General features: G+C 65.3%; 18 protein-coding genes. 15 read left to right on the top strand and 3 right to left on the bottom strand.

Features of this window, described 5'->3' with window-relative positions:
• Positions 1-20 precede the first annotated feature (20 nt).
• Both CLM60_RS14735 and CLM60_RS14730 read left to right on the top strand, forming a co-directional pair.
• Positions 21-593: a YceI family protein gene (locus CLM60_RS14735; protein ID WP_095589887.1), complete on the top strand. Its 573-nt coding sequence runs from the start codon at positions 21-23 to the stop codon at positions 591-593.
• 78 nt (positions 594-671) lie between these two features.
• On the top strand, positions 672-1571 hold the full coding sequence (locus CLM60_RS14730; RefSeq protein ID WP_095590718.1) for a glycosyltransferase family 92 protein: 900 nt from the start codon (positions 672-674) through the stop codon (positions 1569-1571).
• On the opposite strand, the gene CLM60_RS14725 is transcribed toward CLM60_RS14730, so the two are convergent.
• Complete coding sequence (locus tag CLM60_RS14725) at positions 1572-2768, bottom strand: cytochrome b/b6 domain-containing protein (protein ID WP_095589886.1); 1197 nt, start codon at positions 2766-2768, stop codon at positions 1572-1574.
• A 171-nt stretch (positions 2769-2939) separates the two neighbouring features.
• Between CLM60_RS14725 and fabD the strand changes: the two genes are divergently transcribed.
• From fabD to CLM60_RS14705, 4 genes are all read left to right on the top strand, one after another.
• Positions 2940-3887: an ACP S-malonyltransferase gene (gene fabD, locus CLM60_RS14720; protein WP_095589885.1), complete on the top strand. Its 948-nt coding sequence runs from the start codon at positions 2940-2942 to the stop codon at positions 3885-3887.
• A 76-nt stretch (positions 3888-3963) separates the two neighbouring features.
• Complete coding sequence (fabG, locus tag CLM60_RS14715; protein ID WP_095589884.1) at positions 3964-4701, top strand: 3-oxoacyl-[acyl-carrier-protein] reductase; 738 nt, start codon at positions 3964-3966, stop codon at positions 4699-4701.
• Positions 4702-4860: 159 nt separating this feature from the next.
• Positions 4861-5094 carry an acyl carrier protein gene (locus tag CLM60_RS14710; RefSeq protein ID WP_050602116.1) on the top strand — a complete coding sequence of 78 codons (234 nt, stop codon included), beginning with the start codon at positions 4861-4863 and terminating at the stop codon, positions 5092-5094.
• Positions 5095-5293: 199 nt separating this feature from the next.
• On the top strand, positions 5294-6037 hold the full coding sequence (locus CLM60_RS14705; protein ID WP_095589883.1) for a 1-(5-phosphoribosyl)-5-[(5-phosphoribosylamino)methylideneamino]imidazole-4-carboxamide isomerase: 744 nt from the start codon (positions 5294-5296) through the stop codon (positions 6035-6037).
• A 6-nt stretch (positions 6038-6043) separates the two neighbouring features.
• Here CLM60_RS14705 and CLM60_RS14700 read toward each other — a convergent pair whose 3' ends face one another.
• The gene (locus CLM60_RS14700) at positions 6044-6514 is read right to left on the bottom strand and encodes a GNAT family protein (RefSeq protein WP_095589882.1); all 471 of its coding nucleotides are present in this window, start codon (positions 6512-6514) and stop codon (positions 6044-6046) included.
• A gap of 192 nt (positions 6515-6706) precedes the next feature.
• On the opposite strand from CLM60_RS14700, the gene fabF reads away from it, so the two are divergent.
• Genes fabF through CLM60_RS14685 form a run of 3 tightly spaced genes read left to right on the top strand, consistent with a single transcriptional unit; the run spans position 6707 to position 9687 of the window.
• The gene (gene fabF / locus CLM60_RS14695; RefSeq protein WP_095589881.1) at positions 6707-7969 is read left to right on the top strand and encodes a beta-ketoacyl-ACP synthase II; all 1263 of its coding nucleotides are present in this window, start codon (positions 6707-6709) and stop codon (positions 7967-7969) included.
• Positions 7969-9123: an endolytic transglycosylase MltG gene (gene mltG, locus CLM60_RS14690; RefSeq protein ID WP_095589880.1), complete on the top strand. Its 1155-nt coding sequence runs from the start codon at positions 7969-7971 to the stop codon at positions 9121-9123. The genes fabF and mltG overlap by 1 nt, the downstream gene beginning before the upstream one ends.
• A 9-nt stretch (positions 9124-9132) precedes the next feature.
• Complete coding sequence (locus CLM60_RS14685) at positions 9133-9687, top strand: pseudouridine synthase (RefSeq protein WP_095589879.1); 555 nt, start codon at positions 9133-9135, stop codon at positions 9685-9687.
• Positions 9688-9762: 75 nt separating this feature from the next.
• Here the strand turns inward: CLM60_RS14685 and CLM60_RS14680 are convergent, their stop codons facing one another.
• Positions 9763-10416 (bottom strand): TrmH family RNA methyltransferase, encoded by a 654-nt coding sequence (locus CLM60_RS14680; protein ID WP_095589878.1) that lies wholly within the window; start codon positions 10414-10416, stop codon positions 9763-9765.
• 362 nt (positions 10417-10778) lie between these two features.
• Between CLM60_RS14680 and CLM60_RS20745 the strand changes: the two genes are divergently transcribed.
• The 6 genes from CLM60_RS20745 to CLM60_RS14655 all read left to right on the top strand — a co-directional run bounded on the left by CLM60_RS20745 (position 10779) and on the right by CLM60_RS14655 (position 15773).
• Positions 10779-11129, top strand: a complete 351-nt coding sequence (locus tag CLM60_RS20745; protein ID WP_141246528.1) for a hypothetical protein — start codon at positions 10779-10781, stop codon at positions 11127-11129.
• A complete protein-coding gene (locus tag CLM60_RS14675) occupies positions 11056-12402 on the top strand; it encodes a DNA-packaging protein (RefSeq protein WP_095590717.1) in 1347 nt (448 codons plus the stop codon). Before CLM60_RS20745 ends, CLM60_RS14675 begins: the two co-directional genes overlap by 74 nt.
• A gap of 153 nt (positions 12403-12555) precedes the next feature.
• Complete coding sequence (locus CLM60_RS14670) at positions 12556-13731, top strand: phage portal protein (RefSeq protein ID WP_095589877.1); 1176 nt, start codon at positions 12556-12558, stop codon at positions 13729-13731.
• Complete coding sequence (locus tag CLM60_RS14665; protein ID WP_095589876.1) at positions 13728-13970, top strand: GTA head formation protein, RCAP_rcc01685 family; 243 nt, start codon at positions 13728-13730, stop codon at positions 13968-13970. The genes CLM60_RS14670 and CLM60_RS14665 overlap by 4 nt, the downstream gene beginning before the upstream one ends.
• A 13-nt stretch (positions 13971-13983) precedes the next feature.
• Positions 13984-14550, top strand: coding sequence for an HK97 family phage prohead protease (locus CLM60_RS14660; protein WP_095589875.1), 567 nt, complete (start codon positions 13984-13986; stop codon positions 14548-14550).
• A 38-nt stretch (positions 14551-14588) separates the two neighbouring features.
• Positions 14589-15773: a phage major capsid protein gene (locus tag CLM60_RS14655; protein WP_095589874.1), complete on the top strand. Its 1185-nt coding sequence runs from the start codon at positions 14589-14591 to the stop codon at positions 15771-15773.
• The last annotated feature ends 71 nt before the right edge of the window (positions 15774-15844 follow it).

Below are 15844 nucleotides of genomic sequence, written 5' to 3'. Positions count from 1 at the left end.
GCAATCAACCGGAGTCCAACATGAAATCGACCCTTCTTGCCGCCGCCGTCGCGCTGGCCGCCATGCCCGCCTTTGCCGAGGCCGAGAAATACGTGCTGGATTCCAGCCACAGCCAGATCCTGTTTTCCTATCAGCACCTGGGCTTTTCGACCACCTGGGGCATGTTCTCGGGCTTCGAGGGCGAAATCATGTTCGACGCCGCCGATCCCGCGGCCTCGAGCGTGACGGTCGCGATGCCCGCCATGTCGATGCTGACCGGCTGGGAAGAGCGGTTCACCCATTTCATGTCGGCCGATTTCTTCGACGCGACCGAGGACGAGATGGTGACCTTCACCTCGACCGGGATCGAGGTGACGGGCGACACCACCGCGCTGATCACCGGCGATCTGACGCTGAACGGCGTGACCAAGCCGGTCGTGCTGGACGCGGTTCTGAACCAGACGGGCGACCACCCGATGGAGGGCAAGCCCTGGGCCGGGTTCAACGCCACCACCACGTTGCTGCGCAGCGATTACGGGCTGGGCAAATTCGCCCCCTATGTGTCGGACGAGGTCGCGGTGACGATCTCGATCGAGGCGATGAAGGCCGACTGATCCCTTCTGGTGACCGGCACGCTTGATCTGGCCGGTCACAACCCGCTAAGTCTGGGGCCCGGCAACAGGATGGGCCCCATGATCAGGCTGTTTTCGCAAAAACCGATCACCAAGCTGGCGATCGACCCGCCCAAACCCGCAAGCGACCGGGCGGGGCTGGCCATCGTTCTGATCGTCCGGGACGAGGAACGCCACATCGCCGAATGGGCGCGTTTCCACCACCGGGCGGGCGTGGCGCATGTCATCGCCTATGATAATGGCAGCACCGACGCCACGATCGGCATGCTCGAAGGGGCGCTGCCGCCCGACGGGCTGACCGTGCTGCCCTGGAACCAGAAGCTGCGCGATGCCCGCACGGGGCGCGAGATCCACAATCAGGTGCTGGCCTATGCCCATGCGATCCGCAATTTCGGGCCGCGCTATCGCTGGATGGCCTGTATCGACGCCGACGAGTTCCTGGTGCCGAAAGCCGCCGACAGCCTGCCCAAGGCGCTGGCGGGGCTTGAAAAATGCCACAATATCTCATTGCCCTGGCACAATTTCGGCCGCAACGGCCATGACGTGCCGCCCCAGGGCGGGGTGCTGGCGAACTATACCCGCCGGGCGGCCGATCCGATGAGCGGGGCGCGCGGGGTGACGAATTTCAAGGTGATCGTCGATCCGGCCCGGGTGACGGGCATCAAGGTGCATCAGATGGAAACCGACCACCAGCGCGTCACCTGGAACGACCGGGGGCAGATGTTCAACATCTCGGCCCGGGCCAGCGCGGCGTTCTATGCCGCCGACGCGATTCAGCTGAACCACTATTATACCCGGTCGGAACAGGAGCTGGCGGCCAAGATCGCGCGCGGGTCGAACCAGTCGGTCGATGCCGCCCGCCATGCCGCCCGCGTGCGCCGCAACGTCGCCAATATCGAGGCGGCAGAGGTCGAAGACCACACCGCCACCGATTTTCTGGCGCGCATCGCGGCGGGCTGATCAGCCCTCGGCCCGCCGGGCGGTCAGCGCCACGGTCACGTCAACGCCGAAGCCCACGGTGCTTTCATCCGCATAGCCTTTGCCCATCTCATAGTCCCGCCGGTCCAGCGTGATCTGGCCGGTCATATCGGCCGTGTCGCCGTCGATCTGCAGGTCGAAGGGCATCTGCACCGGCACCTCGAACCCGCGCAGGGACAGCACGCCATCGGCCAGATAGCCGGTCTGGGCGCTGCGCAGGGTCGCGGTGAATGTCGCGGTGGGAAAGGTGGCGGCATCGAAGAAATCCGCCGCCAGCGCCTGATTGGTGATGGTGCCCAGCGACAGCGACCCGATGTCGATGGTCACCGTGACATCGCCATGCACGCCGTCGACCGGGGTTTCGTCAAACCGGATGGCGGCGGTCCAGTTGGCGAACCGGCCCGTGATGGGCGCGTCATTCTGCAGGACGGTGATCGCCAGATCTCCGGTCACCACCTGCCAGTCGGTCTCGACCGCAGCCAGCGCGCCGGTCGGGCGGGTGTCGTCATGGGACAGCCCGATGGCCGAACCCGCGCTGATTGCCACCGCATAAAGCGCGGCGGCCACCCAAAGCGGGCTGCGGCTGTGGCTTTGTGCGGGCGGGACGGCGCCAACCGGCGCACCGAACCACATCCGCCGCAGCGTGCCGTCGCGGTCGATCACCGCATGTTTCACCGCGCCCGCGATGTGCAGCAGCACCGACACGGCCAGCACCTTGGTAAAGACGAAATGCCAGCCCGCGAAGAATTCGGCCACCGCCGGCGATTTCGGCACAAAGGGAAGGGTGTCGCCAAAGGGCAGAAAAACCGGCGCATAGCCTTCGGTCGCGGCATGGTGCAGCCAGCCCGACAGCGGCACGATCAGCATCGAGACGTAGAGCATCCAGTGCATCAGCTCGGCGGCGAAGGATTCCAGCCTGTGCTCGGCGTTCAGCAGCCCCGGCTTCTTCTGACCCAGCGCCCAGAGGATCCGCACCAGCGCCACGAAGAACGCGGTGATCCCGACGGTCTTGTGCAGTGAGAACACAAGCGCCTTCTGCCGAAGCTGATCGGAGGTGTCATAGGCGAGGTTGTCGGCGATCAGCCCCAGCGGAAATGCCGTCAGGATCAGCAGCGCGGTCAACCAGTGCAGGGTTTTGGTCAGGCTGCCGTAACTTGTGAAGCTGTTCCCAAGGGCCATTGCGCTCTCTCCGTTCGATTTCGCGAGACAGTAATCAGGCCGCCGCGATATGAACAGGGTGGACCCGCACAGGATCGGTGCAGCGATGCGGACCACCGGCACGCCCTTGTGATGTGCGGTCAGAGCGTCTAGACCTGCGCCACATCGAATAGAGCGCCAGGAGGGGGCAGCATGACACGGGCATTCGTATTTCCGGGACAGGGGGCGCAGACCATCGGGATGGGCAAGGCCCTGGCCGAGGCCTATCCCGCCGCGCAAGCGGTGTTCGACGAGGTGGACGACGCCCTGGGCGAACGGCTGAGCGCGCTGATCTGGGATGGCGATATCGAAACCCTGACCCTGACGCAGAACGCCCAACCGGCGCTGATGGCGACCTCGCTTGCCGCGATGCGCGCTTTGGAGGCCGAGGGCGTGCCGGTGACGGCGGCGACCTATGTGGCGGGGCATTCGCTGGGGGAATATTCCGCGCTGGCGGCGGCGGGGGCGATTTCGGTCGCCGATACCGCGCGGCTGCTGCGCATTCGTGGCAAGGCCATGCAGGACGCCGTGCCGGTGGGCCAGGGCGCCATGGCGGCGCTGCTGGGTCTGGATTTCAAGACGGTGAACGATCTGGCGCAGCGCGCGGCCAAGGCCACGGGCGCGGTCTGTCAGGCGGCCAATGACAACGACCCGGGACAGGTCGTGGTGTCGGGCGCGACCGGGGCGGTGCAGCACGCGATCGAACTGGCACAGGAAGCGGGCGCGAAACGCGCGGTGATGCTGCCGGTGTCGGCGCCGTTCCACTGCAAGCTGATGGCCCCCGCCGCGCGGGTGATGGCCGAGGCGCTGGACGATGTGGATATCGAAAATCCCAGCGTGCGGCTGGTGGCGAATGTGCTGGCCCATGATGTCAGCAATCCCGAAACCATCCGCTCTTTGCTGGTCGAACAGGTGACCCATTCGGTCCGCTGGCGCGAATCCGTGCAATGGATGCTGGATAAGGGTGTGACCGAGTTCTGGGAGATCGGCGCGGGCAAGGCGCTGTCGGGCATGATCCGGCGCATCGACCGGTCCGCCACCTGCCGGACCGTCGGCACCCCCGATGACGTGGCCGCGGCCGCGGCGTCGCTGGCGGGCTGACACGACACGACACGAAACTGGAAGGGGGCCGGCCGAAGACGGCCGGACGGGGGAACCCAGTGAAAAAGGAGTTTTCATGTTTGATCTGACCGGAAAGACGGTGCTGTTGACCGGCGCCTCGGGCGGTATTGGCGGGGCGATTGCACGCGCGCTGCACGGGCAGGGCGCGACCGTGGCCCTGTCGGGCACGCGGACCGAACCGCTTCAGGCGCTGGCCGACGACCTGGGCGAACGGGTGCATGTGCTGCCCTGCAACCTGTCCGATCCAGACGCGGTCGAGGCGCTGCCGAAACAGGCGGCCGAGGCGATGGGATCGGTCGATATCCTGGTGAACAACGCGGGCATCACCCGCGACGGGCTGTTCATGCGCATGAGCGATGACGACTGGCAAAGCGTGCTGGACGTGAACCTGACCGCCACGATGCGGCTGTGCCGGGGCGTGCTGCGCGGTATGGCCAAGGCGCGCTGGGGCCGGATCGTGAATATCAGCTCGATCGTGGGGGCCACGGGCAACCCGGGCCAGGCGAATTACGCCGCGTCCAAGGCGGGCATGGTGGCGATGTCGAAATCGCTGGCCCAGGAAATCGCCAGCCGCGGGATCACCGTGAACTGCGTCGCGCCCGGCTTCATCACCACGGCCATGACCGACAAGCTGACCGATGACCAGAAGGACAAGCTGTTGGTCAAGGTGCCCGCGGGCCGGATGGGCGATGCCGACGAGATCGGCGCCGCGGTCGTGTACCTGGCCAGTCAGGAAGCCGCCTATGTCACCGGCGCGACCTTGCATGTGAATGGCGGGATGTCCATGTTCTGAGCCGGGGCAGGCCCCGGAAAGCGTTTGCCTAGCGTAAACGATGTGCTATAGGCGGCGCAGTTTGTGCAGCCACGCTTGCGTGATCTGCTGATTGAGCGGTCCTTCAGGATCAAAAGAAAGAACCGGGTCACAGGGCCCGAGACGGAATGAGGAAAAGATATGAGCGACGTCGCAGATCGCGTGAAGAAGATCGTTGTCGAGCACCTGGGTGTTGAAGAAGACAAGGTTGTCGAAAACGCATCTTTCATTGACGACCTGGGTGCAGACAGCCTGGACACCGTCGAACTGGTCATGGCTTTCGAAGAAGAATTCGGCATCGAGATCCCCGATGACGCCGCCGAGACTATCCAGACCTTTGGCGACGCGGTGAAGTTCATCTCTGAAGCGTCCTGATCCGGGACGGCCATCAAGATCAGCGGACGGCGCCCCGACGGGCGCCGTTTCGCATTCCGGGGGGCGGATCCTTGCCGGTGCGGGCTTTGGACCTGCGCAATCCGCTGACCTAGGGTAAACTGTCAGGGGAATCGCAGTTTCGCCCGCATGCGCCGCCAACGACACCACACAGCGCGCGCACCCCGGGCAGGAGGGGCCGATGATCCTGTATCCGACAATCGAAATGCTGGGCGGGCAATGTGTCAGCCTGCACAAGGGGCGGCTGGACACGCCGGTCGTGTGGGATGTCGATCCGGTGCTGACGGCGCGCGAATTTGCCCAGCACGGCGCGGAATGGATGCAGCTGACGGATTTCGACGGGCTGCAGGGCGGGCGGGACAATTACGACCTGATCATCGCGATCATCCGCTCGGCCGGCATTCCGGTGCAGCTGGCCGGCGGGATGCGCGGGCGCGAGAAGATCGCCCATTGGCTGGACATGGGGGCGGGGCGCGTCGTGGTCGGCACGCTGGCGCTGCACGAACCCGACCTGGTGGCCGCGCTGGCACGGCGCTTTCCCGACCAGATCGTGGTGTCGGTCGATATCCGCGCGGGCCGGGTGATGAGCGAGGGCTGGCGCACGCCATCGGCGATCCGGGCCGAGGATCTGATCGCCGCCTTCGACGGTGTGCCGCTGGCCGCGATCAAGATCACCGATATCGACGCCGATATGGGGGAATCCGACGGCACGCTGGGTGCGATTTCTGGGCTGGCGGCGCGCACGCGGACGCCGGTTATCGCCAGCGGCGTGGTGCGCGGCATCGACGATATCGCGCGGCTGAAATACATCCCCAACATCGCCGGGGCGGTGGTCGGGCGGGCGTTGGTCAACCGGACGCTGACGCTGGACGCCGCATTGAGCGCGGCGCGCGCCGAACCCGAACCCGTCGCGCCCTTTGTCTGAGCGGGCTCAGCCGGTTTCCAGGGTGAATTTCAGAAACTCGGCGCCGTCATGGGTGACGCGGCCGCGGGGCTGCGCGCCCAGTCGGTCCAACGCGCCCAGATGGCGGCGGCTGGGCGGCAACAGGAACATGACCTGCGCAATTCGCGCATCGTCCCGCGCAAAGGCCAGCGCCTGCCGCAGGATGCGCGGCCCCATCCCGAACCGATCAGGATGCAGCACCAGCCCGAAATCCCAATCCGGCCCTTCCTTCTGGAACCCGCCCCAGCCCAGATAGGTCGGGCCGCACAGAAACGCCCAATGGCCCAGCCCGTCGCGCTGCCAGCAGGCCTCTTTCGCGGCGACAAAGGCGCGGGCGTCACCCAGATCCCAGCGCCGCGTCAGCAGCGGCAGATGCGCTGCCACGCGCGGGTCGTTCATGTGATCGCACAGGGTTTGCGGGGCGATATCGCCAAGGCGGGCAAAGGTGATCTGGGACATGGGGACCGTCTGGGGGTTGCGGGACGCGCGACCCTAACCGCGATGGCCGGGGGCGGCCAGTGCACGCGCCCTCACATTTCGGTGCGCAGGGATCGGCAAGCCCCCGCGCAGGGCGTGGGTCGGGTGCTCTTGCCCCTATGCGCAAAACCAAGGTATCAGGGGCGGAACATGATCGAGCAGTGAGGAACAAACATGCGTCGTGTCGTCGTCACCGGATTGGGGATGGTGTCTCCGTTGGCTTGCGGGGTCGAGGAAACCTGGCGCCGGCTGCTGGACGGGCAATCGGGCGCGGGCGCGATCACCCGGTTCGATACCGCCAATGTCACCACCACCTATGCCTGCGAAGTGCCGATGGGCGATGGCAGCGACGGGACGTTCAACCCCGATGGCTGGATGGCCCCGAAAGAGCGCCGCAAGGTCGACGATTTCATCCTTTATGGTGTTGCCGCCGCCGATCAGGCGGTGAAGGATTCGGGCTGGATGCCCGAGGACCGCGAGGGGCAGATCCGCACCGGCGTGATGATCGGGTCGGGCATCGGCGGGCTGAACTCGATCGCCGATACCGCCGTTCTGATCAAGGAACGCGGGCCGCGCCGTGTCTCTCCCTTCTTCATTCCCGGGGCGCTGATCAACCTGGTCTCGGGCCAGGTCAGCATCAAATACGGGTTCAAGGGGCCGAACCACGCGGTGGTGACCGCCTGTTCGACCGGCGCCCATGCCATCGGCGATGCCGCGCGGCTGATCCAGTGGGGCGATGCCGATGTGATGCTGGCCGGTGGTGCCGAAAGCCCGATCTCGGAAATCGGGATCGCGGGGTTCAACGCCTGCAAGGCGCTTTCCACCAAGCGCGGGAACGAGCCTGAACGCGCCAGCCGCCCCTATGACGCCGACCGCGACGGGTTCGTGATGGGCGAGGGCGCGGGCGTTGTCGTGCTGGAGGAATACGAGCACGCCAAGGCGCGCGGCGCCAAGATCTATGCCGAGGTTCTGGGCTATGGCCTGTCGGGCGATGCCTATCACATCACCGCCCCGTCCGAGGATGGCGACGGCGCCGAACGGTCCATGCGCATGGCGCTGGGGCGGGCGGGCATCGAACCGGCGGCGGTAGACTACATCAACGCGCATGGCACATCGACCATGGCCGATGTGATCGAGCTGGCCGCGGTGGAACGGATGATGGGCGATGCGGCGGGCAAGGCCACCATGTCGTCGACCAAATCGTCCATCGGGCACCTGCTGGGGGCCGCGGGCGCGGTCGAGGCGATCTTTTCCATCCTGGCGCTGCGCGACCAGGTGGCGCCGCCGACGATCAACCTGGACGACCCGGCGGTCGCTTCCAAGCTGGACCTGGCGCCGAACAAGGCGGTGAAACGCGACATCAACGTGGCGCTGTCGAACTCGTTCGGGTTCGGGGGCACCAATGCTTCGTTGGTGCTGGGACGGGTGGACAGCTGATGTGGCGGAACATCGCCTCGAACGCGCTGACGATCCTGATCGTGCTGATGCTGGTCGCGGGCGGCGCGGTCATCTGGGGCAAGTCGCAATACACCGCCGAAGGGCCGCTGGAACAGGCGATCTGCCTGCGGGTCAAGCCCGGCAGTAACATGCGGCGCGTGGCCGATGACCTGTCGGGTCAGGGCGCGATCAGCAGCGCCGCGATCTTCCGCGCGGGCGCCGATTACACCGACCGCACACAGGCGCTGAAGGCGGGCAGTTTCCTGATCCCGCCGGGTGCGTCGATGGAGCAGATCACCGATGCTATCACCCGTGGTGGGCGGTCGACCTGTGGCACGGAAATCAACTTTAGAATCGGTATCTTGACGGCCGAAGTTCAAGTGCGCGAGCTGGACCCCGACACCAACCGCTATGTCGAAAAGCTGGCCTATGCGCCCGGTGTCGACGCGGTGCCGGCGGAATACGCCACCTATGCCGACGAGGCCGATGTGCGGTTCCGCGTGACCCTGGCCGAGGGGGTCACGAGCTGGCAGGTGGTCGAGGAGCTGAAACAGGCCGATTTCCTGACCGGCGAGATCGCCGAGGTCCCGACCGAGGGCAGCCTGGCGCCCGACAGCTATGAGGTGCCCAAGGGCGCCGACCGGGCCGAATTGATCGCCCAGATGCAGGAAAAACGCACAGCCTGGCTGGCCGAGCTGTGGGCCGAACGCGCCGATGGCCTGCCGCTGGAGAACCCCGAAGAGGCGATGGTGCTGGCATCCATCGTCGAAAAGGAAACCGGCGTCCCAGAGGAACGGCGCCAGGTCGCCAGCGTCTTCGTGAACCGGTTGAACCAGGGGATCCGGCTGCAAACAGACCCGACGGTGATCTATGGCATCACCAATGGTCAGGGCGCGCTTGGGCGCGGACTGCGTCAAAGTGAACTTCGCCGTGAAACCCCTTATAATACTTATGTTATTGACGGTTTGCCGCCCGCGCCCATCGCCAATCCGGGCCGCGCCGCGATCGAGGCCGCGCTGAACCCCGATGACACGCCCTTCATCTATTTCGTGGCGGACGGGACCGGTGGCCATGCCTTTGCCGTGACGCTGGAAGAGCACAACGCCAATGTCGCGAAATGGCGCGAGATCGAGGCCGAGCGCGCCAATCAATAGGGACCTGACATGGCCCGCGTGATCCTGTTCAACAAGCCCTTCGACGTGTTGTCGCAATTCACCGACAAGGGGACGCAGGGCAGCAAAGCGCGGACCCTGTCGGAATTCATCGACGTGCCCGGCGTCTATGCCGCCGGGCGGCTGGATCGCGACAGCGAGGGGCTGTTGGTGCTGACCGACGATGGAAAGCTTCAAAATCGCATCGCAAGTCCCCGTTTCAAAATGGAAAAAACCTATTGGGTGCAGGTCGAGGGCGTGCCGAATGACGCCACGTTGGAGCGGTTGCGGCAGGGCGTCGAGCTGAAAGACGGCATGACCCGCCCCGCCAAGGTGCGGCAGATGGCCGAACCCGCGGGCCTGTGGGCGCGCAACCCGCCCATCCGCGTGCGCAAAAACATCCCCGACAGCTGGCTGGAGATCCGCATCACCGAAGGCCGCAACCGCCAGGTGCGCCGCATGACGGCGGCGGTGGGGCACCCGACGTTGCGGCTGATCCGTTACGGTGTAGGGGCCTGGACGATCGAGGGGATCAAGACGGGGGAATGGCGGGAAGGGAGGGTTTGAGCCCATTCTGACCGATGCTGTAGATCGTACGAACGTCTGCTCTTTCTCTAATGCGCCCCGTCTAATGCACAACCGTTAGTCTACGTCGCGTGGCATTACAGTTGGGAGAGGATTTGCTCGCTTACCCTTGTGCCTGGCCCGTCTGTACCGGCTTTGATACTCGCGTCGTTGCTTTGCGACTTCATAAAGAACTATGCCTGAGCTTGTGCCGAGGTTCAGGCTTTCGATCATGCCGAACATCGGCACCGCCACGCACATTTCACTGCGGTTGACTGCAGCTTCACTGATTCCGCGCTTTTCGTTGCCAAACCAGACAGCAAGCTTCGTGTGCTTGGTGAAGTCACCTTCATGAAGGAAGACGTTGGTTTTTCCTTTTACATGGGGAGAGGTCACCACAGACACAAAACCGTTTCTTTCAAGGTGATCCATACAGTCTTCGGTGCTGTCGAAGCGTTTCACGAAAGTCCATTTCACCGCCGAAACGGAAGTAGACGACAACGATTTTCGCTCACGCATATCCTGCCAGTCTTCTGGCAGTGCTTTGCGTGGATCAACGACGTAGGCCTTTTCGACTCCAAGCGCGTTTACGTTTCGAATTACGGTTCCAATGTTTTTGACGTCAACAGGGTCTTCGATTACTGCAATCAGGTTCTTGCAGCGAAAATCTTTGATTGCATTCGCGCGCTTCCGGACTGACGCTTTTTGTTTCTTTGGAGCTTCGTCTTCCATATCGGCACTATACGTCGATACGGTCTACGGACAAGGTCGTGGGGCACAACGAAACGATCCGTGAACCGTACAGCCGCCATTGGTGCGGTTGCTGCGAACGGCGTAAAGTCCCGCAAAGCCGACTTCTATTCGGGCTTTGATCCATCTGGTTGGTCTGAATGGGCGTTTTGCAGATCTTAACAAAACCTTGCGCGCGCACCACGTAACCATTTGTTAATAATAAACTTCTTGACCTTCCGAACGGTCCGGGGTATACCTTTGGGCAAGCTAGAAGAAGTGGGCAAGCGGCCAAGGGGACATCCCCCGAGGTCGCTTTTCTGTTTCTGCTCGTGCGGGTGCATGAGAGGCGGGCAAGACACCATATGACAATGATTTCTCCCCTGGGGGGTGAACTGGCCGCGCAAGAGGTTCTTGCGGAGGCCGAAGAGCATTATCGGCGCACGATCCGGGCATTGACCGAGATCATCGCCGATGTCGAAACGGGCCGGTCGGCCCGGGCACGGGATCTGAAGGGGGCGTTGAGTGACCTCAACAAAGCCGCCCAGACCGCATTCGATGAAAGGGCACGTGTTGAAAAACGTATCAGAGCGGATGCCGGAATCATCAATGACTATGCGCTCGACCTGGACGCGGCACGAGATGAGATCCGGCGCAGACTGGCTTGCCTGCGCGGCGCCGGAGGAGCAGGACGCGTTCCTGGCGGGGCTGAGTGAGAGCGCGCTGCTGGCGTTGCCTTACCTGTTCGAGTTCTGGGCGCTGCCGCATCAGTTGCCGCCCGAGGGCGCGGAGTGGCGGACCTGGGTGATCATGGGCGGGCGCGGCGCGGGCAAGACCCGCGCCGGGGCCGAATGGGTGCGCGCCGAGGTTGAGGGCGCGCGCCCGCTGGATGTGGGGCGGTCGCGGCGGGTGGCGCTGGTGGGCGAGACCATTGACCAAGTGCGCGAGGTGATGGTGTTCGGCGACAGCGGGATCATGGCCTGTTCGCCACCCGACCGCCGCCCGAAATGGGAAGCGACACGCAAACGGCTGGTCTGGCCCAATGGCGCGGTGGCGCAGGTGTTTTCGGCGCATGAGCCCGAAAGCCTGCGGGGGCCGCAATTCGATGCGGCCTGGGTCGATGAGCTGGCCAAGTGGAAAAAGGCCGAAGAGGCCTGGGACATGTTGCAATTCGGGCTGCGGCTGGGACCCGCGCCGCGGCAATGCGTGACCACGACGCCGCGCAACGTGCCGGTTCTGAAGACGATCCTGGGCAACCCGTCGACGGTCGTGACCCATGCCCCGACCGAGGCGAACCGGGCTTATCTGGCGGCGTCGTTCCTGGACGAGGTACGCAGCCGCTATGCGGGCACCCGGCTAGGCCGGCAGGAGCTGGACGGGGTGTTGCTGGAGGATGCCGAGGGCGCGTTGTGGACGCTGGCGGGGCTGGAGGCCGCGCGGGTCGCGGATGTGCCCGAGTTGGATCGGGTGGTGGTGGCGGTGGATCCGCCGGTCACCGGAAACAATACATCGGATGAATGCGGCATTGTTGTAGTCGGCGCACAGATGCAGGGCCCGCCGCAGGATTGGCGCGCCTTCGTTCTGGAGGATGCGAGCGTGGCCGGAGCCTCGCCCCAAGGGTGGGCCGAGGCGGCGCTGGCGGCGATGGCCCGCCACGGGGCCGAGCGGCTGGTGGCCGAGGTCAACCAGGGCGGCGATCTGGTGGAGACCGTGCTGCGGCAGGTCGATCCGCTGGTGCCCTATCGCGCGGTGCGGGCCACACGTGGCAAGGCGGCGCGGGCCGAGCCGATCGCGGCGCTTTATGAACAGGGCCGGGTGCGCCACATACGCGGGCTGTCGGCGCTGGAGGACCAGATGTGCCGGATGACGGCGCAGGGGTTCGAGGGGCGCGGCAGCCCGGACCGGGTGGATGCGCTGGTCTGGGCGCTGCATGCGCTGATGATCGAACCGGCGACGCAATGGATGCGGCCGCGGGTGCGCAGGCTGTAGCCTGCGCGGATTTCATGCCTCCGGCGGGGATATTTCCGCCAAGAAGAAGGGGGCGTTTCTTGGGGAAATGCGGCGGGCCGGGGCCTGCTCCGGGCATCGGGGCGGGGGCTGTTGGCGTGCCGGGTCGAATGGGGCGATTGAGGAGCTTTCACGATGGTATTCAACATGTTCCGGCGCGCAGAGGCGGCGGTGCCCGAAACCAAGGCCAGCGCGACCGGACCGGTGATCGCCTATCACGGGGGTGGGCGCGTGGCCTGGAGCCCGCGCGATGTGCCGTCGCTGACCAAGGCGGGGTTTGCGCGCAATCCGGTGGGGTTTCGCTGTGTCAAGATGATTGCCGAGGCGGCGGCGGCGGTGCCGCTGATCTGTCAGGATGTCGAGCGGCGTTACGAGATTCATCCGCTGGTCGATCTGATGCGGCGGCCGAACCCGGCGCAGGGGCAGGCGGAGTTGCTGGAGGCGCTTTTCGGGCAGATCCTGCTGTCGGGCAACGGGTATGTCGAGGCGGTGCCGGGTGAGGCGGGTCTGCCGGTGGAGCTGCATGTGTTGCGGGCCGACCGGATGAGCCTGATCCCCGGCGCCGACGGGTGGCCGGTGGCCTATGAGTACAGTGTGGGCGGGCGCAAGCACCGGTTCGACATGACCGGGCTGGTGGCGCCGGTGCTGCATATCAAGACGTTTCATCCGCAGGACGACCATTACGGGCTGAGCCCGATGCAGGCCGCCGCCACGGCGGTGGATGTGCATAACGCGGCCAGCCGGTGGTCGAAATCGTTGCTGGACAACGCGGCGCGGCCATCGGGGGCGATCGTCTATCGCGGGGCCGACGGGCAGGGCGCGATGAGCGAGGAGCAATATGCCCGGCTTCAGGACGAGATGCTGTCGTACCACCAGGGGGCGGCCAATGCGGGGCGGCCGATGTTGCTGGAAGGGGGTCTGGATTGGAAACCCATGGGCTTTTCGCCCAGCGACATGGAGTTCCAGAAGACCAAGGAGGCCGCCGCGCGCGAGATCGCGCTGGCATTCGGGGTGCCGCCGATGCTGTTGGGGATCCCGGGTGACGCGACCTATGCCAATTACCAGGAGGCGCATCGGGCGTTCTATCGCCTGACGGTGTTGCCGCTGGCCACGCGGGTGGCGGCGGCGCTGTCGGACTGGCTGGCGGCCTATGGCGGCGAAGTCGTGGGGCTGAAGCCCGATCTGGACCAGCTGCCGGCGCTGGCGGCCGAGCGTGAGACGCAGTGGCGGCGCATCAGCGAGGCGGGGTTCCTGACCGATGCGGAAAAGCGCGCGCTGCTGGGGCTGCCCAAGCTGGCGGATGACGCATGAACGCAGAGCCTGAACGCAGCGGGTCGCGGTACCTGTATGCGCCGTTCGAGGTGGCCAACGCCCGGATCGACGCCAATGAGCGCGTCGCCGAGGAGCGGTGGAGCGCGCTGGAATACCGGCTGGGCAAGATCGAGCTGGTGATGGAGCGGGTCGAGAAGCGGCTGTGGCTGGCGGTTTACGGCGTGGTCGCCGTGGTGCTGGCGCAGGGCGTGGCGTCGGTCCTGAGCAATGCACAATGAAAGGGATTGTGGGATGAGTGAATTTCCGGGGCCGGGGCTGGAGCGCAAGTTCTGCCAGGCCGAGGCGGTGCTGACCGTCACCGACGGGACCCAGATCGAGGGCTATGCGTCGCTGTTCGGCAAGACCGACCAGGGCGGCGATGTGGTGCAGCCCGGGGCCTATGGCCGGTCGCTGGCGCGGCTGGCGGCGGCGGGGCGCAGCGTGAAGATGCTGTGGCAGCACGATCCGGCCCAGCCCATCGGGATCTGGGACGAGGTGCGCGAGGATGACCGGGGCCTGTACGTGAAGGGCCGCATCCTGTGCGACGTCGCCCGGGGCCGCGAGGCGGCGGCGCTGATCGCGGCGGGTGCGATTGACGGGTTGTCGATCGGTTACCGCACGAAGCGGGCCGAAAAGGACACGGGCGGCCGCCGCCTGTTGTCGGAGCTGGAGCTTTGGGAAGTGTCGCTTGTGACCTTTCCGATGCTGCCCGAGGCGCGGGTGGGGGCCAAGGCGGATGACGCCGGGGATGCCCTGCTTTTGCGTGAGTTGGCAGAGGCCTTTGCAGGCGCTGCCCGTGAACTGGCGGGCGACACCTGACGCGCTGCCACAAGAGCCAACTGAAACAGGATCAGTACATGAGCAAGACCGAGACCGGCGCCGGGGCGGCAGGCACGCCCGCGGTGGAGGTGACCGCTGCCCTGCGGGCCTTTGTGAACGAATTCAAGGGCTTTCAGGACAACATGCATTCGAAACTCAAAAAACAGGAAGAGCGACTGACCATGCTGGATCGCAAATCTCTTATCACCGGGCGTCCCGCCCTTTCCACCGCAGCCGAGGTCGAGGCGCCGCATCAGAAGGCGTTTGCCGCCTATCTGCGCACCGGCGACGATGACGCGCTGCGCGGGCTGGAGCTGGAAGGCAAGGCGCTGAGCACCGCCGTCAACACCGATGGCGGTTTCCTGGTCGATCCGCAGACCTCGGAAGCGATCAAGAGCGTGCTGAAATCGACCGCCTCGATCCGCTCGATCGCGCAGGTCGTCACGGTCGAGGCCACGTCCTATGACGTGCTGATCGACCACACCGATATCGGCTCGGGCTGGGCCAACGAGGCCAGCAACACCGTCGAGACCGGCACGCCGTCGATCGACCGTGTGTCGATCCCGCTGCACGAGCTGAGCGCGATGCCCAAGGCAAGCCAGCGTCTGCTGGATGACAGCGCATTCGATGTCGAGGGCTGGCTGGCCGAGCGGATTTCGGACAAGTTCCTGCGCGCCGAGGCGTCGGCCTTTGTCAATGGCGACGGGATCGACAAGCCCACGGGTATCCTGACCCACGCCCAGATCGCGGAGGCCAGCTGGGCCTGGGGCAATATCGGTTACATCGCCACCGGCACGGACGGTGATTTCGACGCGGTGAACCCGTCGGACGCGATCTTGGACCTGGTCTATGCGCTGGGGGCGCAGTACCGCGCCAACGCGACCTTTGTCATGAACAGTAAAACCGCCGGTGCGGTGCGCAAGATGAAGGATGCCGATGGCCGCTTCCTGTGGTCGGACGGTCTGGCCGCCGGTGAGCCCGCGCGTCTGCTGGGCTATCCGGTGCTGATCGCCGAGGACATGCCCGATATCGCCAGCGGTGCGGATGCGATTGCCTTTGGTGACTTTGCCGCCGGTTACACCGTGGCCGAGCGCCCGGACCTGCGCGTGCTGCGCGATCCGTTCAGCGCCAAGCCGCATGTCCTGTTCTATGCCACCAAGCGCGTGGGCGGTGACGTCAGCGACTTTGCCGCGATCAAGCTGTTGAAATTCGCGGTCTCGTAAGGGGCTTTGCGAAGGGTCGGTCCGGTGGACCGGCCCACGGGCGCGCGCCGGGTTTCATCCTTGCGTTGTCT

This window comes from Actibacterium ureilyticum (genome assembly GCF_002285435.1).
In the GTDB taxonomy this organism is placed as follows: domain Bacteria; phylum Pseudomonadota; class Alphaproteobacteria; order Rhodobacterales; family Rhodobacteraceae; genus Actibacterium_C; species Actibacterium_C ureilyticum.
This window is presented reverse-complemented; position numbering and strand designations above follow the sequence as displayed.

What these genes read in the sequence shown, in the direction of transcription:
- CLM60_RS14725 (WP_095589886.1), bottom strand. Translation starts at nt 2,768, where the DNA reads ATGGCCCTTGGGAACAGCTTCACAAGTTACGGCAGCCTGACCAAAACC.
- fabF (WP_095589881.1), top strand. Translation starts at nt 6,707, where the DNA reads ATGCGTCGTGTCGTCGTCACCGGATTGGGGATGGTGTCTCCGTTGGCT.
- CLM60_RS14660 (WP_095589875.1), top strand. Translation starts at nt 13,984, where the DNA reads ATGAGTGAATTTCCGGGGCCGGGGCTGGAGCGCAAGTTCTGCCAGGCC.
- CLM60_RS14710 (WP_050602116.1), top strand. Translation starts at nt 4,861, where the DNA reads ATGAGCGACGTCGCAGATCGCGTGAAGAAGATCGTTGTCGAGCACCTG.
- CLM60_RS20745 (WP_141246528.1), top strand. Translation starts at nt 10,779, where the DNA reads ATGACAATGATTTCTCCCCTGGGGGGTGAACTGGCCGCGCAAGAGGTT.
- CLM60_RS14700 (WP_095589882.1), bottom strand. Translation starts at nt 6,514, where the DNA reads ATGTCCCAGATCACCTTTGCCCGCCTTGGCGATATCGCCCCGCAAACC.
- CLM60_RS14675 (WP_095590717.1), top strand. Translation starts at nt 11,056, where the DNA reads ATGAGATCCGGCGCAGACTGGCTTGCCTGCGCGGCGCCGGAGGAGCAG.
- mltG (WP_095589880.1), top strand. Translation starts at nt 7,969, where the DNA reads ATGTGGCGGAACATCGCCTCGAACGCGCTGACGATCCTGATCGTGCTG.
- CLM60_RS14655 (WP_095589874.1), top strand. Translation starts at nt 14,589, where the DNA reads ATGAGCAAGACCGAGACCGGCGCCGGGGCGGCAGGCACGCCCGCGGTG.
- CLM60_RS14685 (WP_095589879.1), top strand. Translation starts at nt 9,133, where the DNA reads ATGGCCCGCGTGATCCTGTTCAACAAGCCCTTCGACGTGTTGTCGCAA.
- CLM60_RS14680 (WP_095589878.1), bottom strand. Translation starts at nt 10,416, where the DNA reads ATGGAAGACGAAGCTCCAAAGAAACAAAAAGCGTCAGTCCGGAAGCGC.
- CLM60_RS14665 (WP_095589876.1), top strand. Translation starts at nt 13,728, where the DNA reads ATGAACGCAGAGCCTGAACGCAGCGGGTCGCGGTACCTGTATGCGCCG.
- CLM60_RS14670 (WP_095589877.1), top strand. Translation starts at nt 12,556, where the DNA reads ATGGTATTCAACATGTTCCGGCGCGCAGAGGCGGCGGTGCCCGAAACC.
- fabG (WP_095589884.1), top strand. Translation starts at nt 3,964, where the DNA reads ATGTTTGATCTGACCGGAAAGACGGTGCTGTTGACCGGCGCCTCGGGC.
- CLM60_RS14735 (WP_095589887.1), top strand. Translation starts at nt 21, where the DNA reads ATGAAATCGACCCTTCTTGCCGCCGCCGTCGCGCTGGCCGCCATGCCC.
- fabD (WP_095589885.1), top strand. Translation starts at nt 2,940, where the DNA reads ATGACACGGGCATTCGTATTTCCGGGACAGGGGGCGCAGACCATCGGG.
- CLM60_RS14730 (WP_095590718.1), top strand. Translation starts at nt 672, where the DNA reads ATGATCAGGCTGTTTTCGCAAAAACCGATCACCAAGCTGGCGATCGAC.
- CLM60_RS14705 (WP_095589883.1), top strand. Translation starts at nt 5,294, where the DNA reads ATGATCCTGTATCCGACAATCGAAATGCTGGGCGGGCAATGTGTCAGC.